Source organism: Agrobacterium pusense, from assembly GCF_013285525.1.
Taxonomy (GTDB): Bacteria; Pseudomonadota; Alphaproteobacteria; order Rhizobiales; family Rhizobiaceae; genus Agrobacterium; species Agrobacterium pusense.
The window spans coordinates 1,594,806-1,616,733 of sequence record NZ_CP053856.1; the positions used below are offsets into that span (position 1 = coordinate 1,594,806).

Consider the following 21,928-nt stretch of genomic DNA (forward strand, 5'->3'; position numbering starts at 1 on the left):
ATATCTCCCGCCGCCCTCGCGCACGGAGCATGCGCAAGGCAGAACATAGGCGAAAAAATTGGCTTTGGTTATGAAATAGCCTGACCGCAGGCCTGCCGAAAACGCCGGACTGTTTCCGCCATGCCATATTCCAGGGCATCCGCCGTCAACCCGTGGCCGATTGAGACCTCGGCCAGATAAGGGATACGTTTCATCAGCTTTGGCAGGTTCGCGACGGTGAGATCATGGCCCGCATTGACGGCAAGCCCGAGCGCCGCAGCATGGTCCGCCGTCCGCCCAAGCGTCTCGACGAGCACATCGGCCTTGTGCGGATCGTCATAACAGCCGCCATAGGGCCCGGTATAAAGTTCGATACGCGCAGCGCCCGTCTCAGCCGCCAGTTCCACCGGCTCGCGTTCGCCGTCGCCATCTGCGAAAAGCGACACCCGCATGCCGCCCGATTTCAGCCGTCCGACGACCTGCTTTAGAAATTTCGCATGCGCGCGGAAATCCCAGCCGTGATCGGAGGTTGCCTGCGACGGATCGTCAGGTACGAGTGTGACCTGTTCGGGCTGGGTCTTTTCGCACAGAAGGAGAAAATCCTCGCTCGGATATCCTTCAATGTTGAACTCCGCGGAGGGAAACCTGTCATCGATCAGCGCGCGCAGGGCCGGTAGATCCGAGAAGCGGATATGGCGCTGGTCAGGCCGCGGGTGTACAGTCAGCCCGCTTGCCCCCGCCTCCAGTGCAATATGCCCGAAATGCGCGACATCCGGCCATGGAAGATCGCGGCGGTTGCGTAACATGGCAATTGCGTTCAGATTGACAGAGAGTTTTGCGGGCATGGCATCGGGCTCCGGTTCGGAATTGACATCCTGTTTCACGCAGGTTGACGCCGACCGCAAGGAGGCTGATAAATTTTTTCTCATACCGGGAACGAAAGTGCGCATGACACGTTCCGGTTTTGATGTAGCGTTTGGCATTATGTTTTTATCGAAAAACGGTCTGTTGCGGGGGAATAAGCAGCAGACGCCTTTAAAAAGGCAGACACGCTGCCGGAGAGCGCGAAGGGGGAGACAATGCAGGATGGCCGGATGCCGTTCGAAAGTCACGGCGACGAGGACAAACCTAATCTAAGGGTCAACAGCTTTCTACCGGATATAAGCCTGCCCTCATCGCTGCCCGCGGAACCGGTTCCGATCGCCGACATGGCCAATATCTTCGGAGTGACCCACCGTACCCTGCATTTTTACGAAGAAAAGGCACTGCTGACGTCTAAACGCATCGGACAGATGCGGGTCTATTCTCACCGCAACGTCCAGCGCATGGCCGTTATCAACGTTTGCCGCGAAGTCGGTATTTCCGTGGCTTCGATTACGGAGATCATGGAAAAACTGGTCCGTTCTCTCTCACAGGAAGAGGCAGACGATATATTTCGCGACGCACTAAGGCAGCGAAAGCGAGAGTTGACGGCGGAGCTTTCCACGCTCCAGCGCCAGGCCCAGCAGATCGAGGAACTGCTCGTCACCGATAGCGACGAAGATGGCGCGGACGCGGCCGAGCGGGGACAGGCAAACGACATCGCGCTGACCGATCCTGAACGGAAATGTCTCGAACTCATGGCGGAAGGATACGCCCCTGTCAGGCTCGCCCGCGCCCTTGGCCTTTCGGCAAACGAGCTTAACATCCTCGAAGCGAAGATTATCGGCAAGTTCAGCGCCAGCAACCGTTTTCAGGCGGTGGCCAAGGCGGTTCTGCTCGGCGTCATCCGCGCCTGATCAGGATCAGCGAACGATGGTCAGGGTCTCAGCCGCGCGGGTAATGGCGGTGTAAAGCCACCTCTCGCGCGAGTCCCGGAACGCATAACTCTCATCGAAGAGAACCACGTTATTCCATTGCGAACCCTGGGCCTTGTGCACCGTCAACGCATAGCCGAAATCGAATTCGTCATAACGCTTGCGCGTGGACCACGGAATTTCGGTCTCCACGTCCTCGAAGGCCGCCTTCAGCAGTTTGATCTTGGCCGCACCGCGATCCATATCGTCGTCTTCAGGCCGGATCATCAGGTTGATGCCAGGCTTCACCGTCTCGCGCGACGAACTCATCACCTGCCACAGCGAGCCGTTGAGCAGGCCCTTGGCCGGATCGTTGCGAAGGCAGACCAGCTTGTCGCCCGATTGCGGATAATCGGCGGTAAAACCCTTTAGCTCGCGAAGACGTTGATTGTAGCGGCGGCGGGTGCGGTTGGTGCCAACCAGCACCTGATCGGCATCGAGCACCAGCGACTGCGTCACCTCGGATTTGGAGATCACCTGCGCGGAACCATAATCGCCGCGCATGATCTCCCGGCCTTCCCGCACATCCATGGCAAGATGGATGATGGGATTGTCCTTCGCCTGGCGATGGATTTCCGACAGCAGATAATCCGGCTCCTGCTCGGTAAAGAAGCCTCCGCCCGAAACCGGCGGCAGCTGGCCGGGATCGCCGAGCACGAGGATCGGCGTGCCGAAACTCATCAGATCCTTGCCAAGCTGTTCGTCTACCATCGAACATTCATCGATGATGATGAGCGCCGCCTTGGCGAGCGGGCTCTGGCGGTTGATGGAGAACATCGGGGCAATCGAGGTCTTGCCGGTTTCTTCGTCTTCCACCGTCTCCTCTCCGCGCGGGCGGTAGATCAGGGAGTGGATGGTGCGGGCATTGGTCGCGCCGCGCGAACGCAGCACCTGCGCCGCCTTGCCGGTGAAGGCCGCAAACAGCACCTCTCCATCGACGTTTTCCGCAAAATGCTTGGCAAGCGTGGTCTTGCCGGTTCCGGCATAGCCGAACAGCCGGAAAACCGGCGACCGGCCTTCCTTGAGCCAGCGGGAAACAGCCTTGAGCGCTTCGTCCTGTTGCGGTGAAAATAACATGCGCCCTCATCGCAGGATTCGAGCCCGGTACGCAACAGAAAAAGAACGAAAGATGAATATCGTGAGCGCTGAAGCGCAGGTTTACGACCGGTTTTCCCCGTTCGTCATCAGGCTGCTGAAAAAAATATTTTGCGAAGGGAATAAATCACGGACCAGCGGTGTCTCTTGTTGTGCCGGCGGCTCGAGCCCGCCCGAACCAAGGAGGATATGTCCATGAAAATCCGCTTCATCGTCCCCGCCCTCGTTCTGGCCTTTGCCGGAACAGCCTATGCCGCCCCGGCGGTCGAAACGGTCAAGACCGCAAAAGGCAATGTGCTCGCAGGTGAAAAAGGCATGACGCTCTACACTTTCAAGAACGACAAGAAGGGCGTATCCAATTGTTATGACAAATGCGCCACGAACTGGCCGCCCTTCTTCGCTGCGGAGAATGCGAAAGCCGAAGGGGCTTACTCCATCGTGACGCGTAAGGACGGCAAGAAGCAATGGGCGAAGGACGGCATGCCGCTCTATTACTGGATCAAGGACACCAAGAAGGGCGATGCCACCGGCGACGGCGTGAACGGTGTGTGGGATGCAGCAAAACCCTGACGAGATGGAAGCTGCGACGCGGGGGAGACAGTCCCCCGCGGCCGGCAGCTTCGAAGCGGAGATGCTGGCCCTGATACCGATGCTGCGCCGTTATTCCCGCAGCCTTTCGCGCTCAGATACCGATGGAGAGGACCTGTTGCAGGACTGCGTCGAGAAGGCGCTGGCCAATAAAGCAACATGGCGCGGAACCGGTTTGAAATCATGGGCCTACACGATAATGACGAATCTTTATCGCAACCGCCACCGGACAGAGAAACGGCATCCTTCGGAAAGTCTCGATGAAACGATCGCCGCTGCCGAAACGCTGGGCGATACGCTGGAGAACGACCGCCTGCATGGCGCGCTTGCGCTGCTTTCGCCTGAGATGCGCGCCGTACTGATGCTGGTGACGGTGGAAGGCTACAGTTATCAGGAGGCGGCGGAGACATTATCGATCCCGGTCGGCACCGTCATGTCCAGACTGTCCCGCGCCCGCGAAACCCTTCGCCAGCATCTGGCGGCGGATAATATCATTCCCCTGCGGAGACCACGATGAAACGGGCTGATGCCATAACCGAAGACGACCTGCACGCCTATGTCGACGGGCTTCTCTCCGACGATGACCGCGCGGCTGTCGAGGCATGGCTCGCGGAAAGACCGGAAGAGCAGAGCCGGGTGGAAGACTGGAAGAGACAGGCCGACAGCCTGAGAAATGCCTTCGCCTCCTATGCCGCCGCACATCCGCGTGACGCATCGATGCTGATTCGCGAAAAGGTCGCACGCGCCTGGCGGCTTAAACCCCTTCTCCTGCGAACCGCGGCAGCCTTCCTGATCTTCACGGCGGGCGCGGCAGCCGGCAGGCTTCTGCCTTGGTCCGTTTCCACGCCGCAGGATGTGGTGCTGGCATCGCTGACGACGGACATTCCTGCCCAGGCGAAATCCGCTTATCTCATCTACGCGAGCGAAGTGCGTCATCCCGTAGAGGTGGGGGCCGGGGAACAGCAGCATCTGGCAACCTGGCTTGGCAAGCGGCTCGGCTACCCCTTCGCGATTCCCGATCTTTCGAAGATTGGATATGACCTCGTCGGTGGGCGTCTTATCCCCGTCAGCGGCAAGCCGGGTGCGATGTTGATGTACCAGGACAGGACCGGCAGGCGGGTGACGGTGCTGATAGGCCACAACGAGGAAAACCGCACCACCAGTTTCCGCATGGCCAGCGCCGACGGAATCGAGACCTTCTACTGGATCGACAACGAGCTGGGTTACGCCGTCTCCGCGGAACTGACGCGAGCCGAGGTACAGGCGATCGCCGAGGAATGTTACCGGCAGTTCCCGACATAGGGTCGCCGAGTGGAGCCGTTATTTCAGCATCGGCCAGAGACTGATGACGAGAAGCACGGCCATGCTGATGTTGAACCATTTGAGCCGGACTGGAACGGAGAGCCAGTCGCGAAGCGCCGAGCCGAAACCGGCCCAGGTGGAAACACTGGGAAGATTGACGGCAGCGAAGGCCACCCCCACAAGCATTACGGTAAGGAAATACTGCGTCTCGTCCGTATATGTCGCCATTGCCGTAACCGCCATCACCCACGCCTTGGGATTGACCCACTGGAACGCCGCTGCTGCAAGAAAACTCATCGGCTGCGAAGCCGCCGTGCCTTCATGGAGGCTGCGGGACGTTCCGATTTTCCACGCGATCCAGACGAGATAAAGCCCACCCGCAAATTTCAGCCCGGTGTAAAGTGCCGGTACCGAATGCAACAGTGCCCCGAGGCCAAATCCGACCCCGATCAGCAGCGAAAGAAAGCCCGCACCGATGCCGAGCATATGCGGGACGGTGCGACGGAAACCAAAATTCACGCCGGAAGCAAACAGCATCATATTGTTCGGACCGGGCGTGATGGAGGTGGTGAAGGCAAACAGCACCAGCGCGATAAATGTCTCGGCAGTCATGATCTCTCCTGTGAAGGCAACCCTACCCACGGGACCGCCATCAGGCCAGCCCGGCAAACCGATCGACGAGGTCAATTTTTTTGATGGATCGATCCCGTCCGTGCCGGGTTGAGAAGTCGGAACAAAGGCTTATTCTTCCCCCGAGAACCCTGGAGCGAAACGATGTATGATGACATTCCCTACGTTGCCCTCCCATCCGGAAAAGAGGTCCCAGCCCTCGGCCTCGGGACGTGGAACATGGGGGAGACGAGATCATCCGCCGAGCAGGAGGTCGAAAGTATCCGAAGGGCCATCGACCTTGGCATGACGTTGATTGACACGGCGGAAATGTACGCGGACGGCCGATCGGAAGAGATAGTCGGCAGGGCTATCGTCAATCATCGCGAAGACGTGTTTCTGGTAAGCAAGGTCTATCCTTGGAATGCCAGTGCCACCGGCACTGTTGACGCCTGCGAGCGCAGCCTCGCCCGGCTCGGCACCGACCACATCGATCTCTATCTGCTGCACTGGCGCGGAGAGCACCCACTCGAAGAAACCGTGGCGGCTTTCGAAAGACTGAAGATGGACGGCAAGATCGGCGACTGGGGCGTCTCCAATTTCGACACGGACGACATGGAAGAGCTTTTCGCTGTTCCTGACGGCAGGAACTGCGCCGCCAATCAGGTACTTTACAATCTGTCCCGACGCGGGCCGGAGTTTTCGCTTTTGCCCTGGTGCCAGCAGAACGGAGTACCACTGATGGCCTATTCTCCCATAGAACAGGGCCGTATTCTCAAGAACCATGAACTCATACGCATCGCCAAGGCCTATCAGGCGACCCCGGCGCAACTGGCTCTGGCTTTTCTGCTGGAAAGGGAAGGCGTCATCGCGATCCCGAAATCCTCGAATGCCGCGCGCGTCGAAGAAAATCGCGGCGCGACCGATCTTGATATAACCGAGGAGGACTGGGCCGCACTGGACGCTGTCTTCTCCCCGCCAACGCGCAAGACGGCGCTGGAAATGCTGTGACGTATCAAACGTTTAGGAAACACTTCTGAATCAATCGCTCAAGCGGTTGAATCGGAATGTGAACGCCAAGTCCTTAGGCAGCCCTGTCGCCTAGGGAAAATCAGGCGGACCAATCGAAACGGCGCGGCAAGCCGCGCCGTTGCATCACGAGAACGCACCGTGCCTATTGAGGTATCCGGTGCTCATATTCCTCTTTCAAACCCAGCCATGTTTCCCAGAAGGGTCCCGGCTCCTCCTCCTGAAGGCGGGCAGCGAGAACATCAAGGTGCACGTGCCAACCGGCGCTGACATTGAGCCTTGTGGTGCGATCCGCCAGCCGGCGATGGATCAGCGTCAGGAGCACGTCCTTGCCAAGAGCCTGGAGTTCGATGGAAACCTCGGCACCCTCGCCCCATGTGAAGACAAGGCGGTGCGGCGGAACAACCGTAATGATGCGGGAAGCCATCCTGTGCTCTTCGGAAAAGCCCTCAGGGCGGCGTCCGGGTGGATTGGAAAGTTCATCATTCCGCCACACCAGCTCGAATGGTGCGCCGGCGGCAAGCCGCATCTCGCCGGAAGCCAGCCAGCGGCGGCGAAGGTCGCTTTCCGTCAGATAGGCCCACACCCGTTCGACCGGCCCCGGCAGCAGCCGCTCGATCTTCAGGGTCGTCGGTTCAACGAGGCGACCATAAGTGTCAGGCATTGCAATATCAGCCATTGTCATTTCCTCCATCTGCAGGGGTTTTTCCCTGATCTTCCTCCCTGAGCATCTGCTCAAGAATATCGAGGCGGCTGCCCCAGAACTGCCGGTAGAAATCCAGCCATTCATGCGCTTCTTCCAGCCGTTCCGGCGCAAGGCGGCAGACATGGATACGCCCCCTCACCTCACGGCGGATGAGCCCCGCATTTTCCAGCGCCTTGATGTGCTTTGAAGCCGCAGCGAGCGAGATGTCGAACGGCTGAGCCAACTGTGTCACCGTTCGCTCACCGCGGGAAAGATCCCGCAGCATCGTGCGTCGCGTGGCGTCGCCCAAGGCATGAAAGACAGTGTCTAGATGTGAAGCGGATAATTCAACCATGTTGTTGAATATAGACTCCCGCTCAAGAAAGTCAACCATATGGTTGAATATATATCAGCCAAGAGCAGGCCATAAAAAAACCCGCGGCGAACCGCGGGCTTGTATTCCAACATCTGCTCTGAAGACGGAGATTACATCCCCTGCGAACCGCGGTTCATCGCCGCGATCCCGGTGCGGCAGATTTCGATCAGGCCGAGCGGCTTGATGATCGCCACGAACTGGTCGATCTTCGACGACTTGCCGGTGATTTCGAAGATGAAATGCTCCACCGTCGCATCCACGACCTTGGCCTGAAACGCATCGGCAAGCCGCAACGCCTCGGCACGGACTTCACCGGTGCCGGCAACCTTGATCAGCGCCACTTCCCGCTCGATCGGCCGCTCCTGCCCCAGTTCGCGGGCGCGAACGGTCAGGTCGAGAACCCGGTGCACCGGCACGATCCGTTCCAGCTGCGCCTTGATCTGCTCCAGCACGATGGGCGTGCCGCGCGTGACGATGGTGATGCGCGACAGATGCGCCTCATGCTCGGTTTCCGAAACCGTCAGACTTTCGATGTTATAGCCTCGGCCCGAAAACAGGCCGATGACCCGGGCGAGAACGCCCGGCTCGTTGTTGACGAGAACCGACAGCGTGTGGTTTTCGACGGCGGCCGTTTCCTTCTGGATGAAGTAGGCGGAGCCGGTGGGTTGTAGGTGTGCGTTCATGTCCTTTTCCTCTCCCCGCTCAGACTAGCTGACGGCCCTTGGCGTCAATGGCGTTGGCAACTGCTTCATCCGTCGCCTCATCCGGCAACAGCATCTCGTTATGAGCCTTACCAGACGGAATCATCGGGAAGCAATTGGCGAGATTGGCAACACGGCAATCGAAAATGACCGGCTTCTTGACCGCGATCATCTCGGCAATCTTGTCATCCAGTTCCTTCGGGTCGTCGCAATACATGCCAACCGCGCCATAGGCTTCCGCGAGCTTGACGAAATCGGGCATGGCTTCCGTATAGGAGTTGGACAGGCGGTTGCCGTGCAGCAACTGCTGCCACTGGCGCACCATGCCCATATACTGGTTGTTGAGGATGAAGATCTTCACCGGCAGGCCGTACTGGATGGCGCAGGACATCTCCTGAATGCACATCTGGATCGAGGCGTCACCGGCAATGTCGATAACCAGCGCTTCGGGGTGCGCGACCTGAACCCCGATGGCCGCCGGCAGTCCATAACCCATGGTGCCGAGACCGCCCGAGGTCATCCAGTGGTTCGGCTCCTCGAAGCCAAAAAACTGCGCCGCCCACATCTGGTGCTGGCCGACTTCTGTCGTGATGTAGGTGTCACGCCCCTTCGATGCCTCATAAAGCCGCTGCAGGGCATATTGCGGCATGATGACATCGTTGGAATTCTTGTAGGCGAAGGAGTTGCGGGCGCGCCAGCGCTCGATCTGGGCCCACCAATCCGCCGTCTGCGCCTTCTCAGGCTTCTTCGGCAAAGCGCGCCACAGGCGAACCATGTCTTCGAGGACATGGCTGACATCACCAATGATCGGAACGTCGACGCGAACCGTCTTGTTGATCGAGGAGGGATCGATATCGATATGGATCTTCTTCGAATTCGGCGAGAAAGCGTTGATGCGGCCGGTAATACGGTCGTCGAAACGCGCGCCGACGCAGACGAGAACGTCGCAATCATGCATCGTCATGTTGGCTTCGTAGGAACCGTGCATGCCCAGCATGCCGAGCCAGTTCTTGCCGGACGCCGGATAGGCACCGAGACCCATCAATGTCGACGTGATCGGGAAGCCGGTCAGCTCGACCAGTTCACGCAGCAACCGGGTTGCTTCCGGGCCGGAATTGATGACGCCGCCGCCGGTGTAGAAAACCGGCTTTTTCGCCTTCGACATCAGTTCGATGGCGGCATGGATGGCGTTGAGGTCGCCCTGAACCTTCGGCTTGTAGCTCTTCTGCTGGACGGCGGCGGAAGGCGGCGTGTAGGTGCCGGTGGCGAACTGGATGTCCTTCGGGATATCGACAACGACAGGACCCGGACGTCCGGTCTGCGCAATGCGGAAAGCCTCATGGATGATACCAGCCAGTTCGTTGACGTCCTTCACCAGCCAGTTGTGCTTGGTGCAGGGGCGCGTGATGCCAACAGTATCGCATTCCTGGAACGCGTCCGAGCCGATCAGCGTGGTGGGAACCTGGCCGGACAGGCAGACGAGCGGAATGGAATCCATCAGCGCATCCTGCAGCGGGGTGACCGCATTGGTCGCGCCGGGACCTGAGGTGACGAGCATGACACCGACCTTGCCGGTCGAGCGGGCATAACCTTCAGCCGCATGGCCAGCGCCCTGCTCATGGCGCACGAGAATATGCTGGATGTCTTCCTGCTGGAAAATCTCGTCATAGATCGGAAGTACGGCGCCGCCGGGATAACCGAAGATGTGCTCGACGCCGTTGTCCTTCAGCGCCCGCAAAACGATCTCCGCACCTGTCATGCGATTGCTGTTTTCCGTATTGTCCTTATCCGTCATTGCCTGTTTCCATCCCGCTTTGGCTTTGGATATCGAGGAGCCCGAGGGCCTGTTTGAAGACATAAAAAAAGGCCCCTAGAGGAGCCTCGTTCAGCGCATGGGTGCTTTCGCCGGATGGTTACACCATCCTGCCCATGCGCCGTCCCACCACGATAAGTACGTTAAGATTTTTCATGGGCCGGAGTGTTAGCCACAAAAGCCCCAGCCGTCAACGCATATTGCATGAAAAAATCACCGTCGCCTTCTTTTATTACCGGAAAGCGCGTCTGCGCGAAATTTTCGAACGCAAGTGATACACCTGTTGTTAAGCATAATCTTTTATACCGGGAAGGCAGATGCTGCCGGAACCACCGCGATCATCCGCATGTACCGGGAAAAAATGTGAGTAACGACACGTTTCATAACGCGTCCCGCATGGGCGAAAACGAACGGCGATCCGGCGAGCAGCCGGCCAACCGCATGCTCGGCCGTGTCATCGCCTGCGACGGCGCACGCGCCACCATTGTTGCGGAAACCGAACCGGGTACCACAGACGTATCGCAGCTCTGGTCCGTCGGACGCCTGATCTCCATTGAAATGGGCACGAGCCGCGTCGCCGCGCTTGTCTTTGCCATGCGGACCGGCGAAGAATACTGGGCGCCAGACAAGCCGAACAGGCTGCTGATCGACGTTGAACTCGTGGGCGAGGTTTATCGTACCGAAGATGGCAGCGAACGCTTTTCCACCGGCATCTCCCGTTATCCCTATCTCGGCGCGGTCGCGCATCGTATCCGTGCGAGCGACCTCTCCAGGATTTACGACGGCGGCAAGCGCGACGCCTGCGTCATCGGCAAGCTGACGCAGGACGATACGATCAATGCCGCCATCAATATTCCGCAGATGCTGGCCAAACATTTCGCCGTTGTCGGTTCGACCGGTGTGGGCAAGACCACTGCGGTCTCCCTGCTTTTGAACAAGGCAATCGAGACCGACCCGAAACTGCGTGTCCTCATTCTTGATCCGCACAACGAATTCGCCGCCGCCTTCCCAGATCATTCCGTCGTCATCGACACGGATACGCTGGACCTTCCCTTCTGGTTGATGCGCCTTGAGGAGTTCGCGGAGGTTGTGTTCCGCGGCCGCAAACCCGTGCCGGAGGAAATGGATGTTCTGCGGGATCTGATTCCCGAGGCGAAAAAAGCGTTTCGCGGAACCGAAGGTTCGGCCGTTCGCCGCACCTCCGACAAGAGCGCGATCACACCGGACACGCCGGTTCCCTACCGCATCGCCGATCTTCTCGCCCTCATCGACGAGCGCATCGGGCGGCTGGAGGGGCGTGGCGAAAAACCGGCGCTGCGCACGCTGAAAGGCCGCATTCTTTCGGCCATCAACGACACGCGTTATAATTTCATGTTCTCCAGCAATACGATCAGCGACACGATTCTGGAAACGGTGGCGCATATTTTCCGCATTCCCGGGGAAGGCAAACCGATTTCGGTATTCCAACTGTCGGGCATCCCGTCCGAAGTGGTAAACTCGGTGGTTTCCGTTCTTTGCCGTATGTCCTTCGAACTGGCGGTGCTGGCGCGCGGTTCGCTGCATATGCTCGTGGTGTGCGAGGAAGCGCACCGTTATGTTCCCGCCGACCCCGAGCGCGGCTTTTTCCCCACCCGGCAATCCATCGCCCAGATTGCCAAGGAAGGCCGGAAATACGGCATTTCGCTGGGGATCATCACCCAGAGACCCAGTGAGCTGGATCAGACAATCCTGTCGCAATGTTCGACTGTTTTCGCCATGCGGCTGTCGAACGAGATCGACCAGAAGATCATTCTCTCGGCTGTGCCGAACGCATCGGCCTCAACCACAAGCTTTCTTTCCTCCATCGGCAATGGCGAAGCCATCGCCTTCGGCGAGGCAGTCGGGGTGCCAATGCGCATGCGTTTCGACCGGGTGCCCACCATCAAATTGCCCAAGGCGAGCGGCACGATCAGCCACGCCAGCCAGGAAACGCCCGATACCGTTGACCTGAACGCCATCGTCACCCGCATGCGCGCCGCAAGCAGGCCGGTTATCACAGGCTTTCAGCAGAGCGTGGAAGCGGCCTTTTCCGATCCGGCGGAACCGACCGCGCGGCCTCTCGATGCGGCCGATATCGATCCCTGGAAGCGGGAGCTGGGGGCGGCCGTAAGCGAGGAATACGAACCCTACCGCCCGGACATGCTACCTGGGCGCGCCCTGCCTGCATCACAAAATCCGGTAGGCACCGACACCGCCTCCAGCGCCGTCAACGAGTTGCGCAAAGCCGGTTTCCAGATGCAGGCGCAGAATGGTCCCCAGGGTGATACACGCCCGTCGCTGCGTGAAAGCCTGCTCAAGAAACCGCTCGGCAGTCTCTACAGGAAAGATTGAGTTCCTTCACGGCTGAATACGCATCCAGTCTTCATCCATCTGGTTGCGGAACCATGTCATCTGCCGTTTGGCATATTGTCGGGTTGCAGCGGCCGATCTTTCAACTACATCCGCCGTGCTCATGCGCCCGGCCAGCATTTCAGCAATCTGGGCAACGCCAATCGCCTTCATGACGGTGGCATCGGCCGGAAGATCGAGGGCGAGAAGCGCCTGCACCTCCTCCACCGCACCGCTATGCATCATGGCTTCGAAACGCCGGTTGATACGCGCATGCAATACCGGCCTCTCCGGCAGGACCACGAGTTTTTGCGCCCGGTCCGGATCAACGATCATCGGGCCACGGGCAAGCTGAAAATCCCTGATGGACTTCCCGGTCGCTTCAAGCACCTCCAGCGCGCGGACAATACGCTGGCCGTCTCCCGGCTGGAGCATGTCGGCCATGACGGGATCGCGCCGGACAAGCTCGGCGTAAAGGATGGCTGCGCCTTCTTCGATCAACCGGGCTCGCATCGGCTCACGGATCGTGTCCGGAATGGCAGGCATGTCGGAAAGCCCGCCTGTCAGCGCCTTGAAGTAAAGCCCCGTGCCGCCGACGATGACGGGGAAACGCCCCTGCCCGCGCAGATCGGCAAGCACGACGGAGATGTCCCGCAGCCATTCGCCCGTGGAGTAGAGGCTGCTCGCCGGCACGTGACCGTAGAGGAGATGCGGCACCCCCTCCATCTCGTCTTCGGACGGTCGGGCGGTCAACACGCGCAGCGTGTCGTAAACCTGCATGCTGTCGGCATTGATGACGACACCGTCCCGCTCCACAGCCAGACGAAGCGCAAGCGCGGACTTGCCGCTAGCCGTCGGGCCGGTTATCAGGATCGCATCAAAATTCTCATCAAGGTTTTTCATCATGGCTCTGGTTGCCACGCTTATCGCCAATCCGTCAAATCCTGTTCTGACACCGGCCCTCGGCGAAGCGGCCGCGAAGGCCGTGAACGCATCGGGCCTCTACTGGCTGGCGGACGGGATTGCCTGCGATATCGCACTGCCCTCCGGCACCGCAATAGAGCAGGCACACAGGGCTATCGCTGACACCCTCGCCGGCCAGCCGATCGATATCGTAATCCAGGAGCAGGACCAGCGTCGCAAGAAACTCCTGATCGCAGACATGGATTCGACCATGATCGGTCAGGAATGCATCGATGAGCTGGCAGCTGAAGTCGGGCTGAAGGACAAGGTCTCAGCCATCACCGCACGCGCCATGAACGGCGAAATCGCCTTTGAGCCGGCACTGCGGGAGCGCGTCGCGTTGCTGAAAGGACTGCCGGTTGCTGTCATCGATGAGGTCATCGAAAAGCGCATCACGCTGACCCCGGGTGGCAAGGAACTCATCGCCACCATGAAGGCGAAAGGCTATTACACGGCCCTCGTGTCAGGCGGTTTCACCGTCTTCACCAGCCGTGTCGCCGCGGTGCTCGGTTTTGACGAGAACCGCGCCAATCTGCTTGGTGAGGCAAATGGCGAGCTTGATGGCACCGTTGCCGAACCCATCCTCGGAAAACAGGCCAAGGTAGATGCGTTGAATGATATTGCCGCCAAACTCGGCATTTCTCCAGATGAGGCGATGGCGGTTGGCGATGGAGCCAATGATCTGGGCATGCTGCATGTGGCGGGCGCGGGCGTGGCCCTGCACGCCAAGCCGGCCGTGGCGGCCGAAGCGCAGATGCGCATCGACCATGGCGACCTGACGGCGCTTCTTTACATTCAGGGTTATCGAAAGACGGACTTTGTCACCCCATGATCATTCGCGAGACGCCAAGACTTATTCTGCGCGAGTGGAAGGAGAGCGACCGAGACCTTTTCCGTGAAATCAATGCCGACGAGAAGGTCATGGAATTTTTCCCCTTCCGCCGCAGCCATCAGGAAGCGGACGCGGTTCTCGAAACCATCAATGGCATGATCCGCGGCAGTGGTTATGGCTTCTATGCGATGGAGCAGCGGGAAACAGGCGAATCCATGGGATTTTGCGGTATTTCGCCCGTCCTTAATCTCGACCCGCCCTTCCCGGTCGGCACAATGGAGATCGGCTGGCGGCTCGCCACCCGTTTCTGGGGACATGGCTATGTCACCGAAGCGGCGCAGTCGCTGCTCGTGATGGCCTTTGACGAAAAGGAGACGCCGGAAATCGTCTCCTTCGCTGTCTGGAACAACCACCGTTCGACCGCCGTGATGGAGCGAATCGGGCTGAAACGTGATCCCTCGCGGGATTTCGACCATCCCCGCGTGCCCGCGGAGACGCATCCCCATCTGCGTCCGCACGTCACCTATGCGCTGACGCCGGAGCAATGGCGGGCGCGTTGACGTCATGACCCGCCGGTCCGGAATTATTTCACCGCGGCGTTGCCACCATCGGCAAAAAGCGCCGCGCCAGCGACAAAACTCGCCATCGGGCTGGCGAGGAAAAGCGCTGCCTGCGCTATTTCCTCGGGTTGGGCAATGCGTTTCATCGCATGCAGGCCGGCGGCCCAGTCCTTTTGTGCCTGATCCCCTGCCATTGGCGTGTCCACACCCCCGGGCAACAACGCATTGGCGCGAACGCCGCTGGCGGCATAATCGGCGGTAATACCCTTCACCAGCCCCATCAGCGCGGCCTTCGCAGCGCCATAAGCCGACATGCCCGGTATGCCGACACTGGTGCCGACGAAACTTGAGGTAAAGACGATAGAACCGCCGCCGCGCCTCAGCATCAGCGGAATCTGATAGCGCGCGCCAAGAAAGGCGGAAGTCAGGTTGACGTTAAGCACGTAATCCCATTCGTCAGGAGAAATCTCCGCCAGCGGTTTGGCGGCCCCCACGCCGCCCGCATTGTTGACGGCGATATCGAGACCACCAAAAACGTCCGTGGCCGCCTCGGCCAAACGGGAATGGGTTTCCGCAACGCCAGCGTCGCCGGCAACCGTGTGCACATGTCCGTCCGCCTCACGAATCTCGGCGGCAACCTCGTCCAGCGCCTTTTCGCGGCGCGCATTGATGACGACGGCGGCACCATGAGCGGCAAACAGGCGCGCCGTCGCGCGGCCGATGCCGGATGACGCGCCGATGATGATGGCGACTTTGTTTTCAAGTAATTTCATAGCCTTGGTCTCCGTTCGGTGGAGGCCAAGGCTTAAAGAGCCGGCAGCATCGGAACCACCCGATTCCTGCCCGACCGTGCGGAAAGCGTTATTCCAGCGGCAGCGCCACCACGCGCAGATTGCCCTGCGCATCGGCCACCATCATGTGGGCGTTCTTGCGGCCTTCCGATTTCAGACCATTCACCCGCACCAGCACGTCGCCCGGAACCTCCATGAAGTCCTGTCCGACTTCCACAATCACATCGCCTGCCTTCATGCCCTTCTGTTCTGCGGACGAACCCGGATCGACACTTGCGACCAGCACGCCTTCAACGCTCTCGGCAATGCCCTTTTCCGTCCGCAACTCATTGCTGAGCACAACGAGATTCATGCCAAGCACGCTCTGCGGCGCTTCACGCACCTCCGGAGTCTGATCCTGGGCTTGATCGTCGCCGCCATCATTGTCTTCCGGCGCGATCACACCGCTGTCGCCGTCGTCAGTCTGCTGGTCGTCAGTCGAAGCCTTCTCATCCGTGGTATCCTGCAGCTGGCCCAGCTTGACCTTGACGGTCTCTTCCTTTCCGTCGCGCAGGATGACGACATCGACTTCCTTGCCGACCGGGCTTTCCGCCACGATCCGCAGAAGGTCGCGCATCTCGTGAATATCCTTGCCATCGAATTTCAGCACGACGTCGCCAGCCTGGATCGGACCGTTTTCCACCGGGCCGCCCTTGGCGACCCCGGAAATCAGCGCGCCCTTGGCGCTGTCCATGCCGAGGCTCGCGGCCACATCGTCCGTGACCGGCTGGACACGAACACCCAGCCAGCCGCGGCGGGTCTCTCCGAATTCGATCAGTTGCTGAACGATGTTCTGTGCAAGCTCCGTCGGCACGGCGAAACCGATACCGATCGAACCACCGCTCGGCGAAATGATCGCCGTATTGATGCCAATCACCTCGCCCTTCATGTTGAAGAGCGGGCCACCGGAGTTACCCTTGTTGATGGCCGCATCCGTCTGGATGAAATTGTCATAAGGGCCGGCATTGATATTGCGGCCGCGCGCTGAAATGACGCCAACGGTCAGCGATCCGCCAAGCCCGAAGGGGTTACCGACCGCCATTACCCAGTCGCCAATGCGCATGCTGCGCGAATCGCCAAATTTGACCGCCTTCAGCGGCGTTTTTGGCTCCACCTTCAGAACGGAAAGATCGGTCTTGGTATCGGTGCCGACAAGCGTCGCCTTGAGCTTCGAGCCATTCGGGAAAATCACCTCGATGGCATCGGCACCCTCGATGACGTGGTTGTTGGTGACGACATAACCGGCGGGATCGATCACAAAACCGGACCCGAGGGAATTGACCTTTTCACCGCCTTCCGGCTTCTGGCTGTCGAAATAATCCTTGAAGAACTCCTGGAAGGGCGAACCTTCCGGCAGACGTGGCGGAACCGGCCCCTTGCCATCTGTCTTGACGTTCTGCGACGTGGAAATATTCACCACCGCATCCAGCAGCGGCTCGGCAAGATCGGCAACAGATTCCGGCCCGTGGCTTTGCGCGCCCGCCGGAAGCGGCGCCGCAAAGCTGCCCGCAACAAGCGCTATTACCGCGACTGCGGAAATGCTGCTGCGAAAAGGCGAAAGAAGGGTCACGGCCATATGCGTCCTCGCGTTTCAAATCGTCTTGCCCTGCATATATCGTCAAAGCATAAGGCGGAATGATGAAGTGTAAAAATACCTTTTCGTGAACAGGCAATCGATTCCGCCACCTCATCGCGTCTCAAAGCCGTACAGAAAAGCGAGGACGAGGCAAACACCTATTGTCAATAGTAATGGTTTCCAGAAAAAAACGCAGAGGGCACACGGCGGTCATCGAGCGGGCCGCGTCGTCCGGCTGAACATTAGCCCAATAACTCCGCTGACGAAAACAAGGCAGTAGCCCGACCACAAAAGCAAAACGGGCTGTTCCGAGAAAAATAGGTAGCCGAACAACAAACTCCACAGAAGTTGGGTATATTGAAGTGGCGCGACGATGGACGATTGAGCCATGCGGATCGAAAGCGTGAGGCACAATCTCCCGATTGCCAGCAATGCACCTGCCCCAATGTAAAAGAGCCACTCAATCGGCGTTGGCGGAGTATAGCTTTCCGGGAGAAGGACACCGGTGATGAGAACCAGAATAATGACGGGCAGCATGGTATCCGCCAATGGAGTCGATTGGGCCCTCCATCGTCTCACCATGATGGTCGATGCCGACTGCGCAAAAGCGGCAGCAAAGGCGAGGGCAACGGCTAGGCTGTCTATTATGCCGCTCGGCTGCAGAACGACCAATACGCCGGCAAGGCCTAGAAGGGCGGACAGCCACTGAAGCCCGACAGGACGTTCGTTCAAAAACACCAGAGCCAAAAATATCGTGATGATCGGGCTCGTGAAGCGAATCGAATAAACATTGGCGATTGGCATACGAGAGATCGCATACAACGTCAGCCATATCATGGCGACGGACATGAGTCCCCGAGCAGAGACCACCGCCCATCCCTTAACCGAATTAATTTTGAATCCACCCAACGGCTTGGCAAGCAACAAACCGAAAAAGATCGCGAAAATTCCGGAGAAAAAGAGGACTTGAGGAAGAGAGTGCAAGCCGCTGAGAATTTTTGAAACAGCGTCCATCAATGAAAATGATGCAAATCCTACTATGGCGAAAGTAAAAGCAGCTTTGTAATTGTCTCTGTCGTGGCCAGGCGTAGGCGACATCTTCCGGTTTCCATATGATGAAAGACAGAAGATTATTGCCGCTGACCCACAATTTTATGAATTTCAGAGCGCAACACCTCAAAAAGAAAGGGCCGGTAAAAACCGGCCCCTCCAAATTCATTTTATCCGCCATCAGTTCGCCGGCGCCGGTGCGGGCGCGGCCGGAGAGGCAGGTGCCGCACCGTCGATATTGTTGAAATAACGGAAGAAGGTCGAGTCCGGCGACAGAACCAGCGTCGTGCCATTGCCGTTCAGTGCGTTGGCATAGGCCGACATGGAACGATAGAACTCGAAGAAGTTCGGATCGCGCTGGAAAGCCTCGCCGAACACCTTGTTACGCTCCGCATCGCCTTCACCGCGCAGAACTTCGGACTGGCGGCGAGCGTCGGATTCCAGTTCCACAACCTGACGGTCGGCGATAGCGCGGCGGCGTTGCGCTTCTTCATTACCACGGGCGCGGATCAGTTCGGCTTCCGCCAGACGCTCCGACTTCATGCGTTCGAAGGTCTGCTGGGAGACTTCCTGCGTCAGGTCGGTACGGCGGATGCGGACATCGACGATGCTGATGCCGAGCGATTCCGCATCGGGACGCAGATCGTCACGCACTTCCTGCATCATCGACGCACGTGCGTCGGACAGCGCCGATTCGAAGCCGCGCAGACCGTAAACCCGGCGCAGCGATGCGTCGAGACGGGTGCGCAGGCGCGATTCAGCCGACATCTGGTCACCGGAGACCGTCTGCCGGAAGCGGCGCGCATCCGTAATACGGTAGACCACGAAGGCATCGACCTCGTAGAACTTGCCGCCGGAAACCTGAACACGGATATTATCGTGGTCAAAACGCAAGGCGCGGTTCTCGATATATTGCACGCGGTCAGCATCCATGAAGGCGAAGGGCAGCTTGAAATAGAGGCCCGGCGCTGTTTTCACGTCCTGGATTTCACCGAAGCGGACGACGATGGCCTGCTGGCGCTCGTTGACCACGAAGATCGACGAATAACCGAGAAAAAGCAGGACGGCGAGACCGACGAGAACGGCTGTAAGACGGTTACCCATATCAGTTGCCTCCCTGCGGTGCTGCGCCCGGATTGTTGCGCATGATCTCGTTCAGAGGCAGATAAGGCACCACGCCCTGTTTTTCATCGATGATGATCTTGTTGGATCCCTTCAGGACCTGTTCCATCGTTTCCAGGAACATGCGCTGACGGGTCACGTCAGGCGCGGTGCGATACTGGTCATAGATGGAGACAAAGCGCTGCGCCTCACCCTGCGCCTCGTTGACGACGCGCGACTTGTAGGCGTTCGCCTCTTCGAGGATCTGCGCAGCCTGACCGCGAGCGGCGCCGAGCTTCTGGTTGGCGTATTGATTGGCTTCCTGAACGAAGCGGTCTTCGTCCTGCTCGGCACGCTGCACTTCATCAAACGCGTCGGCCACTTCACGCGGCGGCGCCGCATCTTCGATGGCCACGGCATTGATGGAAATGCCGGCGCCATAACCGTCCATGGTGGACTGGATGATGGTGCGCACATCCGCCGCAATTGCCTGACGGTTATCGCGGAAGATATCCTGCGCCGGACGACGGCCGACGACTTCGCGCATGGCGCTTTCGGAAACCTGCTGCAGTGTCTCGGCCGGGCTGTCGACGTTGAAGAGATAGGATTTCGGATCGGAAACCGTATAGAGCACCGAGAACTGAACGTTGACGATGTTCTGGTCGCCGGTGAGCATCACGCCGCTCGACGAGGACGACGAGGCCCGCGAACCGATATTCTGCTGCTGCTCGGTGACCTTGACGATTTCAACCGTCTCGATCGGCCACAGATGGAAATGCAGACCGGGCATCGAGATTTCGTCCTTCGGACGGCCGAAACGCAGCTCCACCCCGCGCTCGTCCGGCTGGACGGTGTAGATGGACTGGATGCCGAGGAAAACCAGCACGACGAGAACCACGATGGCAACTGCGCCGCCATTGAAACCGCCGGGCAGCACATTTTTGAAACGGTCCTGGCTGCGCCGGATGATCTCTTCCAGATCGGGCGGACCGCCATTGCCGCCGCCACCGCCGCGAGGCCGGTTAGGCCCCGGCCCCCACGGGCCGCCACCGCCGCCCTGGTTGTTTCCTCCACCGCCGCCGCCCCATGGGCCGCCGCCGCCATTCTGATTGCTCCAGGGCATCAATACCTCTTTATAAAAGCCTCTCCCGGTTCCGTTCGAAAGCGATTGCTCGCGTGCGGCGGGAATATCGACCCGTTATAGGAAGGAGAAGCGTTCGTTTCAACGCAGAGGTGGTAACTAAATACCCAATCTGGGTAAATAGTTCACTTTGCCGCGGCTCTCCGCATATACGTGGTAAACAGAACGGGATAATTGTCCTTTTCCCCAGCGGGAGCCGGGATTTCCTCGGTTTTCTCAAAAACGACGGGATCGATCTCCGGGAAAAAAGTGTCGCCATCGAGCTTTACCGCGACGTGGGTGACGGAAAGTTGATCGACGAAGGGCATGGCCTGACGGTAGATCTCTCCACCACCGGCCACGAAGACCTCATCCACGCGGAGTTCCGCAGCCTTGCTTTTGGCGAGCTTCAAGGCCTCCTCCAGTGAGGAGACGACATCGACACCCTGCGGCCGGTAATCGGCATTACGACTGACGATGATATGCGGGCGGCCGGGCAACGGACGCTCGCCGACGGATAAAAACGTCTTGCGGCCCATGATGAGCGGCTTGCCCATCGTCATCGCCTTGAAGCGCTTGAGGTCGGTGGAAAGCTTCCACGGCATGTCGAGGTCGCGGCCGATGACGCCGTTCTCGGACACTGCGACGATGATGATGATACGCGGCTCGGTCATACCGCGATCGGTGCCTTGATGCTTGAATCGGCCTCGTAGTTCTCCAGCGTAAAGTCTTCGAACTTAAAGCCGAAAAGGTCCTTAACATCAGGATTGAGGCGCATCGTCGGCAAGGCCTTGGGCGTGCGAGTCATCTGCAGCCGCGCCTGTTCGAAATGGTTGGCATAGATATGCGCATCGCCGAGCGTGTGGACGAAATCGCCCGGTTTCAGACCAACCACCTGCGCGACCATCAGAGTCAAAAGAGCATAGGACGCGATGTTGAACGGCACGCCGAGGAAAATATCGGCGGAACGCTGGTAAAGCTGGCAGGAGAGCTTTCCGTCAGCAACATAGAACTGGAACAGGCAGTGGCAGGGCGGCAGCGCCATCTCGTCCACCAGCGCCGGGTTCCAGGCGGAGACAATATGACGGCGCGAGTTCGGGTTGGTTTTCAGGCCCTCGATCAGAAGCGCGATCTGGTCGACGTGGCGTCCGTCCGGCGCGGGCCAGGACCGCCACTGTGCGCCATAGACCGGGCCTAGATCGCCGTTCTCATCGGCCCATTCATCCCAGATGGAAACGCCGTTTTCCTTGAGATAGGCGATATTGGTATCGCCGTTCAGGAACCACAGGAGTTCATGAATAATGGACCGCAGATGCAGCTTCTTGGTGGTGAGGACCGGAAACCCCTCTGCAAGGTCGAAACGCATCTGGTAACCGAACACCGAGCGCGTGCCGGTGCCGGTGCGGTCTCCGCGGTCGGAGCCGGTTTCCATCACATGCCGGAGAAGATCGAGATATTGTTTCATGCGTTCTGCCGCCGATTCCCTGATATCAGGCAGATATAATAGCACAGGGCGG

Annotated in this window: 23 protein-coding genes; 8 read left to right on the forward strand and 15 right to left on the reverse strand. The window is 59.1% G+C overall.

All coding sequences use genetic code 11. The features are described 5' to 3' along the window. Positions 1-68 precede the first annotated feature (68 nt). Positions 69-824, reverse strand: a complete 756-nt coding sequence (locus HQN82_RS07910; RefSeq protein ID WP_006697805.1) for a pyridoxine 5'-phosphate synthase — start codon at positions 822-824, stop codon at positions 69-71. Between the two features lie 234 nt (positions 825-1,058). On the opposite strand from HQN82_RS07910, the gene HQN82_RS07915 reads away from it, so the two are divergent. Then, positions 1,059-1,757 carry a MerR family transcriptional regulator gene (locus HQN82_RS07915; protein WP_072494615.1) on the forward strand — a complete coding sequence of 233 codons (699 nt, stop codon included), beginning with the start codon at positions 1,059-1,061 and terminating at the stop codon, positions 1,755-1,757. A 6-nt stretch (positions 1,758-1,763) separates the two neighbouring features. Here the strand turns inward: HQN82_RS07915 and HQN82_RS07920 are convergent, their stop codons facing one another. Further along, the gene (locus tag HQN82_RS07920) at positions 1,764-2,891 is read right to left on the reverse strand and encodes an ATP-dependent DNA helicase (protein ID WP_004442716.1); all 1,128 of its coding nucleotides are present in this window, start codon (positions 2,889-2,891) and stop codon (positions 1,764-1,766) included. Between the two features lie 207 nt (positions 2,892-3,098). Here HQN82_RS07920 and HQN82_RS07925 point away from each other — a divergent pair, with 207 nt between their 5' ends. From HQN82_RS07925 to HQN82_RS07935, 3 genes are read left to right on the forward strand one after another with little or no spacing between them, the layout of a single operon-like run. Then, positions 3,099-3,479, forward strand: a complete 381-nt coding sequence (locus tag HQN82_RS07925) for a COG4315 family predicted lipoprotein (protein WP_051634433.1) — start codon at positions 3,099-3,101, stop codon at positions 3,477-3,479. Next, positions 3,463-4,014, forward strand: a complete 552-nt coding sequence (locus HQN82_RS07930; protein WP_004442719.1) for an RNA polymerase sigma factor — start codon at positions 3,463-3,465, stop codon at positions 4,012-4,014. The genes HQN82_RS07925 and HQN82_RS07930 overlap by 17 nt, the downstream gene beginning before the upstream one ends. Further along, the gene (locus tag HQN82_RS07935; RefSeq protein WP_006697800.1) at positions 4,011-4,799 is read left to right on the forward strand and encodes an anti-sigma factor family protein; all 789 of its coding nucleotides are present in this window, start codon (positions 4,011-4,013) and stop codon (positions 4,797-4,799) included. The genes HQN82_RS07930 and HQN82_RS07935 overlap by 4 nt, the downstream gene beginning before the upstream one ends. An 18-nt stretch (positions 4,800-4,817) precedes the next feature. Here HQN82_RS07935 and HQN82_RS07940 read toward each other — a convergent pair whose 3' ends face one another. Next, on the reverse strand, positions 4,818-5,411 hold the full coding sequence (locus tag HQN82_RS07940; RefSeq protein WP_004442723.1) for a LysE family translocator: 594 nt from the start codon (positions 5,409-5,411) through the stop codon (positions 4,818-4,820). A gap of 162 nt (positions 5,412-5,573) precedes the next feature. On the opposite strand from HQN82_RS07940, the gene HQN82_RS07945 reads away from it, so the two are divergent. Then, positions 5,574-6,419, forward strand: coding sequence for an aldo/keto reductase (locus HQN82_RS07945; protein ID WP_173614738.1), 846 nt, complete (start codon positions 5,574-5,576; stop codon positions 6,417-6,419). Between the two features lie 163 nt (positions 6,420-6,582). On the opposite strand, the gene HQN82_RS07950 is transcribed toward HQN82_RS07945, so the two are convergent. The 4 genes from HQN82_RS07950 to HQN82_RS07965 form a co-directional block, all read right to left on the reverse strand. Continuing rightward, a complete protein-coding gene (locus HQN82_RS07950) occupies positions 6,583-7,116 on the reverse strand; it encodes an SRPBCC family protein (protein ID WP_035209722.1) in 534 nt (177 codons plus the stop codon). Then, positions 7,109-7,477: an ArsR/SmtB family transcription factor gene (locus HQN82_RS07955; protein WP_006697797.1), complete on the reverse strand. Its 369-nt coding sequence runs from the start codon at positions 7,475-7,477 to the stop codon at positions 7,109-7,111. Before HQN82_RS07955 ends, HQN82_RS07950 begins: the two co-directional genes overlap by 8 nt. Positions 7,478-7,608: 131 nt before the next feature. Then, on the reverse strand, positions 7,609-8,181 hold the full coding sequence (ilvN, locus tag HQN82_RS07960; RefSeq protein ID WP_004442728.1) for an acetolactate synthase small subunit: 573 nt from the start codon (positions 8,179-8,181) through the stop codon (positions 7,609-7,611). 19 nt (positions 8,182-8,200) lie between these two features. Then, complete coding sequence (locus HQN82_RS07965; RefSeq protein WP_112766551.1) at positions 8,201-9,994, reverse strand: acetolactate synthase 3 large subunit; 1,794 nt, start codon at positions 9,992-9,994, stop codon at positions 8,201-8,203. Positions 9,995-10,375: 381 nt separating this feature from the next. Here HQN82_RS07965 and HQN82_RS07970 point away from each other — a divergent pair, with 381 nt between their 5' ends. Next, positions 10,376-12,382, forward strand: coding sequence for an ATP-binding protein (locus tag HQN82_RS07970; protein ID WP_022556567.1), 2,007 nt, complete (start codon positions 10,376-10,378; stop codon positions 12,380-12,382). A 6-nt stretch (positions 12,383-12,388) separates the two neighbouring features. Here HQN82_RS07970 and miaA read toward each other — a convergent pair whose 3' ends face one another. Beyond that, the gene (miaA, locus tag HQN82_RS07975) at positions 12,389-13,285 is read right to left on the reverse strand and encodes a tRNA (adenosine(37)-N6)-dimethylallyltransferase MiaA (protein ID WP_072494620.1); all 897 of its coding nucleotides are present in this window, start codon (positions 13,283-13,285) and stop codon (positions 12,389-12,391) included. Between miaA and serB the strand changes: the two genes are divergently transcribed. Further along, entirely contained in the window at positions 13,284-14,174 is an 891-nt protein-coding gene (serB, locus tag HQN82_RS07980) for a phosphoserine phosphatase SerB (protein ID WP_112766552.1), read from the forward strand. The genes miaA and serB overlap by 2 nt on opposite strands. Then, positions 14,171-14,734, forward strand: a complete 564-nt coding sequence (locus tag HQN82_RS07985) for a GNAT family N-acetyltransferase (RefSeq protein WP_173614739.1) — start codon at positions 14,171-14,173, stop codon at positions 14,732-14,734. Before serB ends, HQN82_RS07985 begins: the two co-directional genes overlap by 4 nt. A 23-nt stretch (positions 14,735-14,757) precedes the next feature. Here HQN82_RS07985 and HQN82_RS07990 read toward each other — a convergent pair whose 3' ends face one another. The 7 genes from HQN82_RS07990 to HQN82_RS08020 form a co-directional block, all read right to left on the reverse strand. Continuing rightward, complete coding sequence (locus tag HQN82_RS07990) at positions 14,758-15,507, reverse strand: SDR family oxidoreductase (protein WP_173614740.1); 750 nt, start codon at positions 15,505-15,507, stop codon at positions 14,758-14,760. An 88-nt stretch (positions 15,508-15,595) separates the two neighbouring features. Beyond that, positions 15,596-17,140 (reverse strand): Do family serine endopeptidase, encoded by a 1,545-nt coding sequence (locus HQN82_RS07995; RefSeq protein WP_022556570.1) that lies wholly within the window; start codon positions 17,138-17,140, stop codon positions 15,596-15,598. Between the two features lie 210 nt (positions 17,141-17,350). Beyond that, positions 17,351-18,238, reverse strand: a complete 888-nt coding sequence (locus HQN82_RS08000; protein WP_112635572.1) for a DMT family transporter — start codon at positions 18,236-18,238, stop codon at positions 17,351-17,353. A gap of 132 nt (positions 18,239-18,370) precedes the next feature. Further along, positions 18,371-19,294: a protease modulator HflC gene (gene hflC / locus HQN82_RS08005; protein WP_004442736.1), complete on the reverse strand. Its 924-nt coding sequence runs from the start codon at positions 19,292-19,294 to the stop codon at positions 18,371-18,373. 1 nt (position 19,295) lies between these two features. Next, entirely contained in the window at positions 19,296-20,414 is a 1,119-nt protein-coding gene (gene hflK, locus HQN82_RS08010; RefSeq protein ID WP_072494622.1) for an FtsH protease activity modulator HflK, read from the reverse strand. Positions 20,415-20,557: 143 nt separating this feature from the next. Then, on the reverse strand, positions 20,558-21,085 hold the full coding sequence (locus HQN82_RS08015) for a dihydrofolate reductase (protein WP_173614741.1): 528 nt from the start codon (positions 21,083-21,085) through the stop codon (positions 20,558-20,560). Then, positions 21,082-21,876, reverse strand: a complete 795-nt coding sequence (locus HQN82_RS08020) for a thymidylate synthase (RefSeq protein ID WP_173614742.1) — start codon at positions 21,874-21,876, stop codon at positions 21,082-21,084. The genes HQN82_RS08015 and HQN82_RS08020 overlap by 4 nt, the downstream gene beginning before the upstream one ends. Positions 21,877-21,928: the final 52 nt, after the last annotated feature.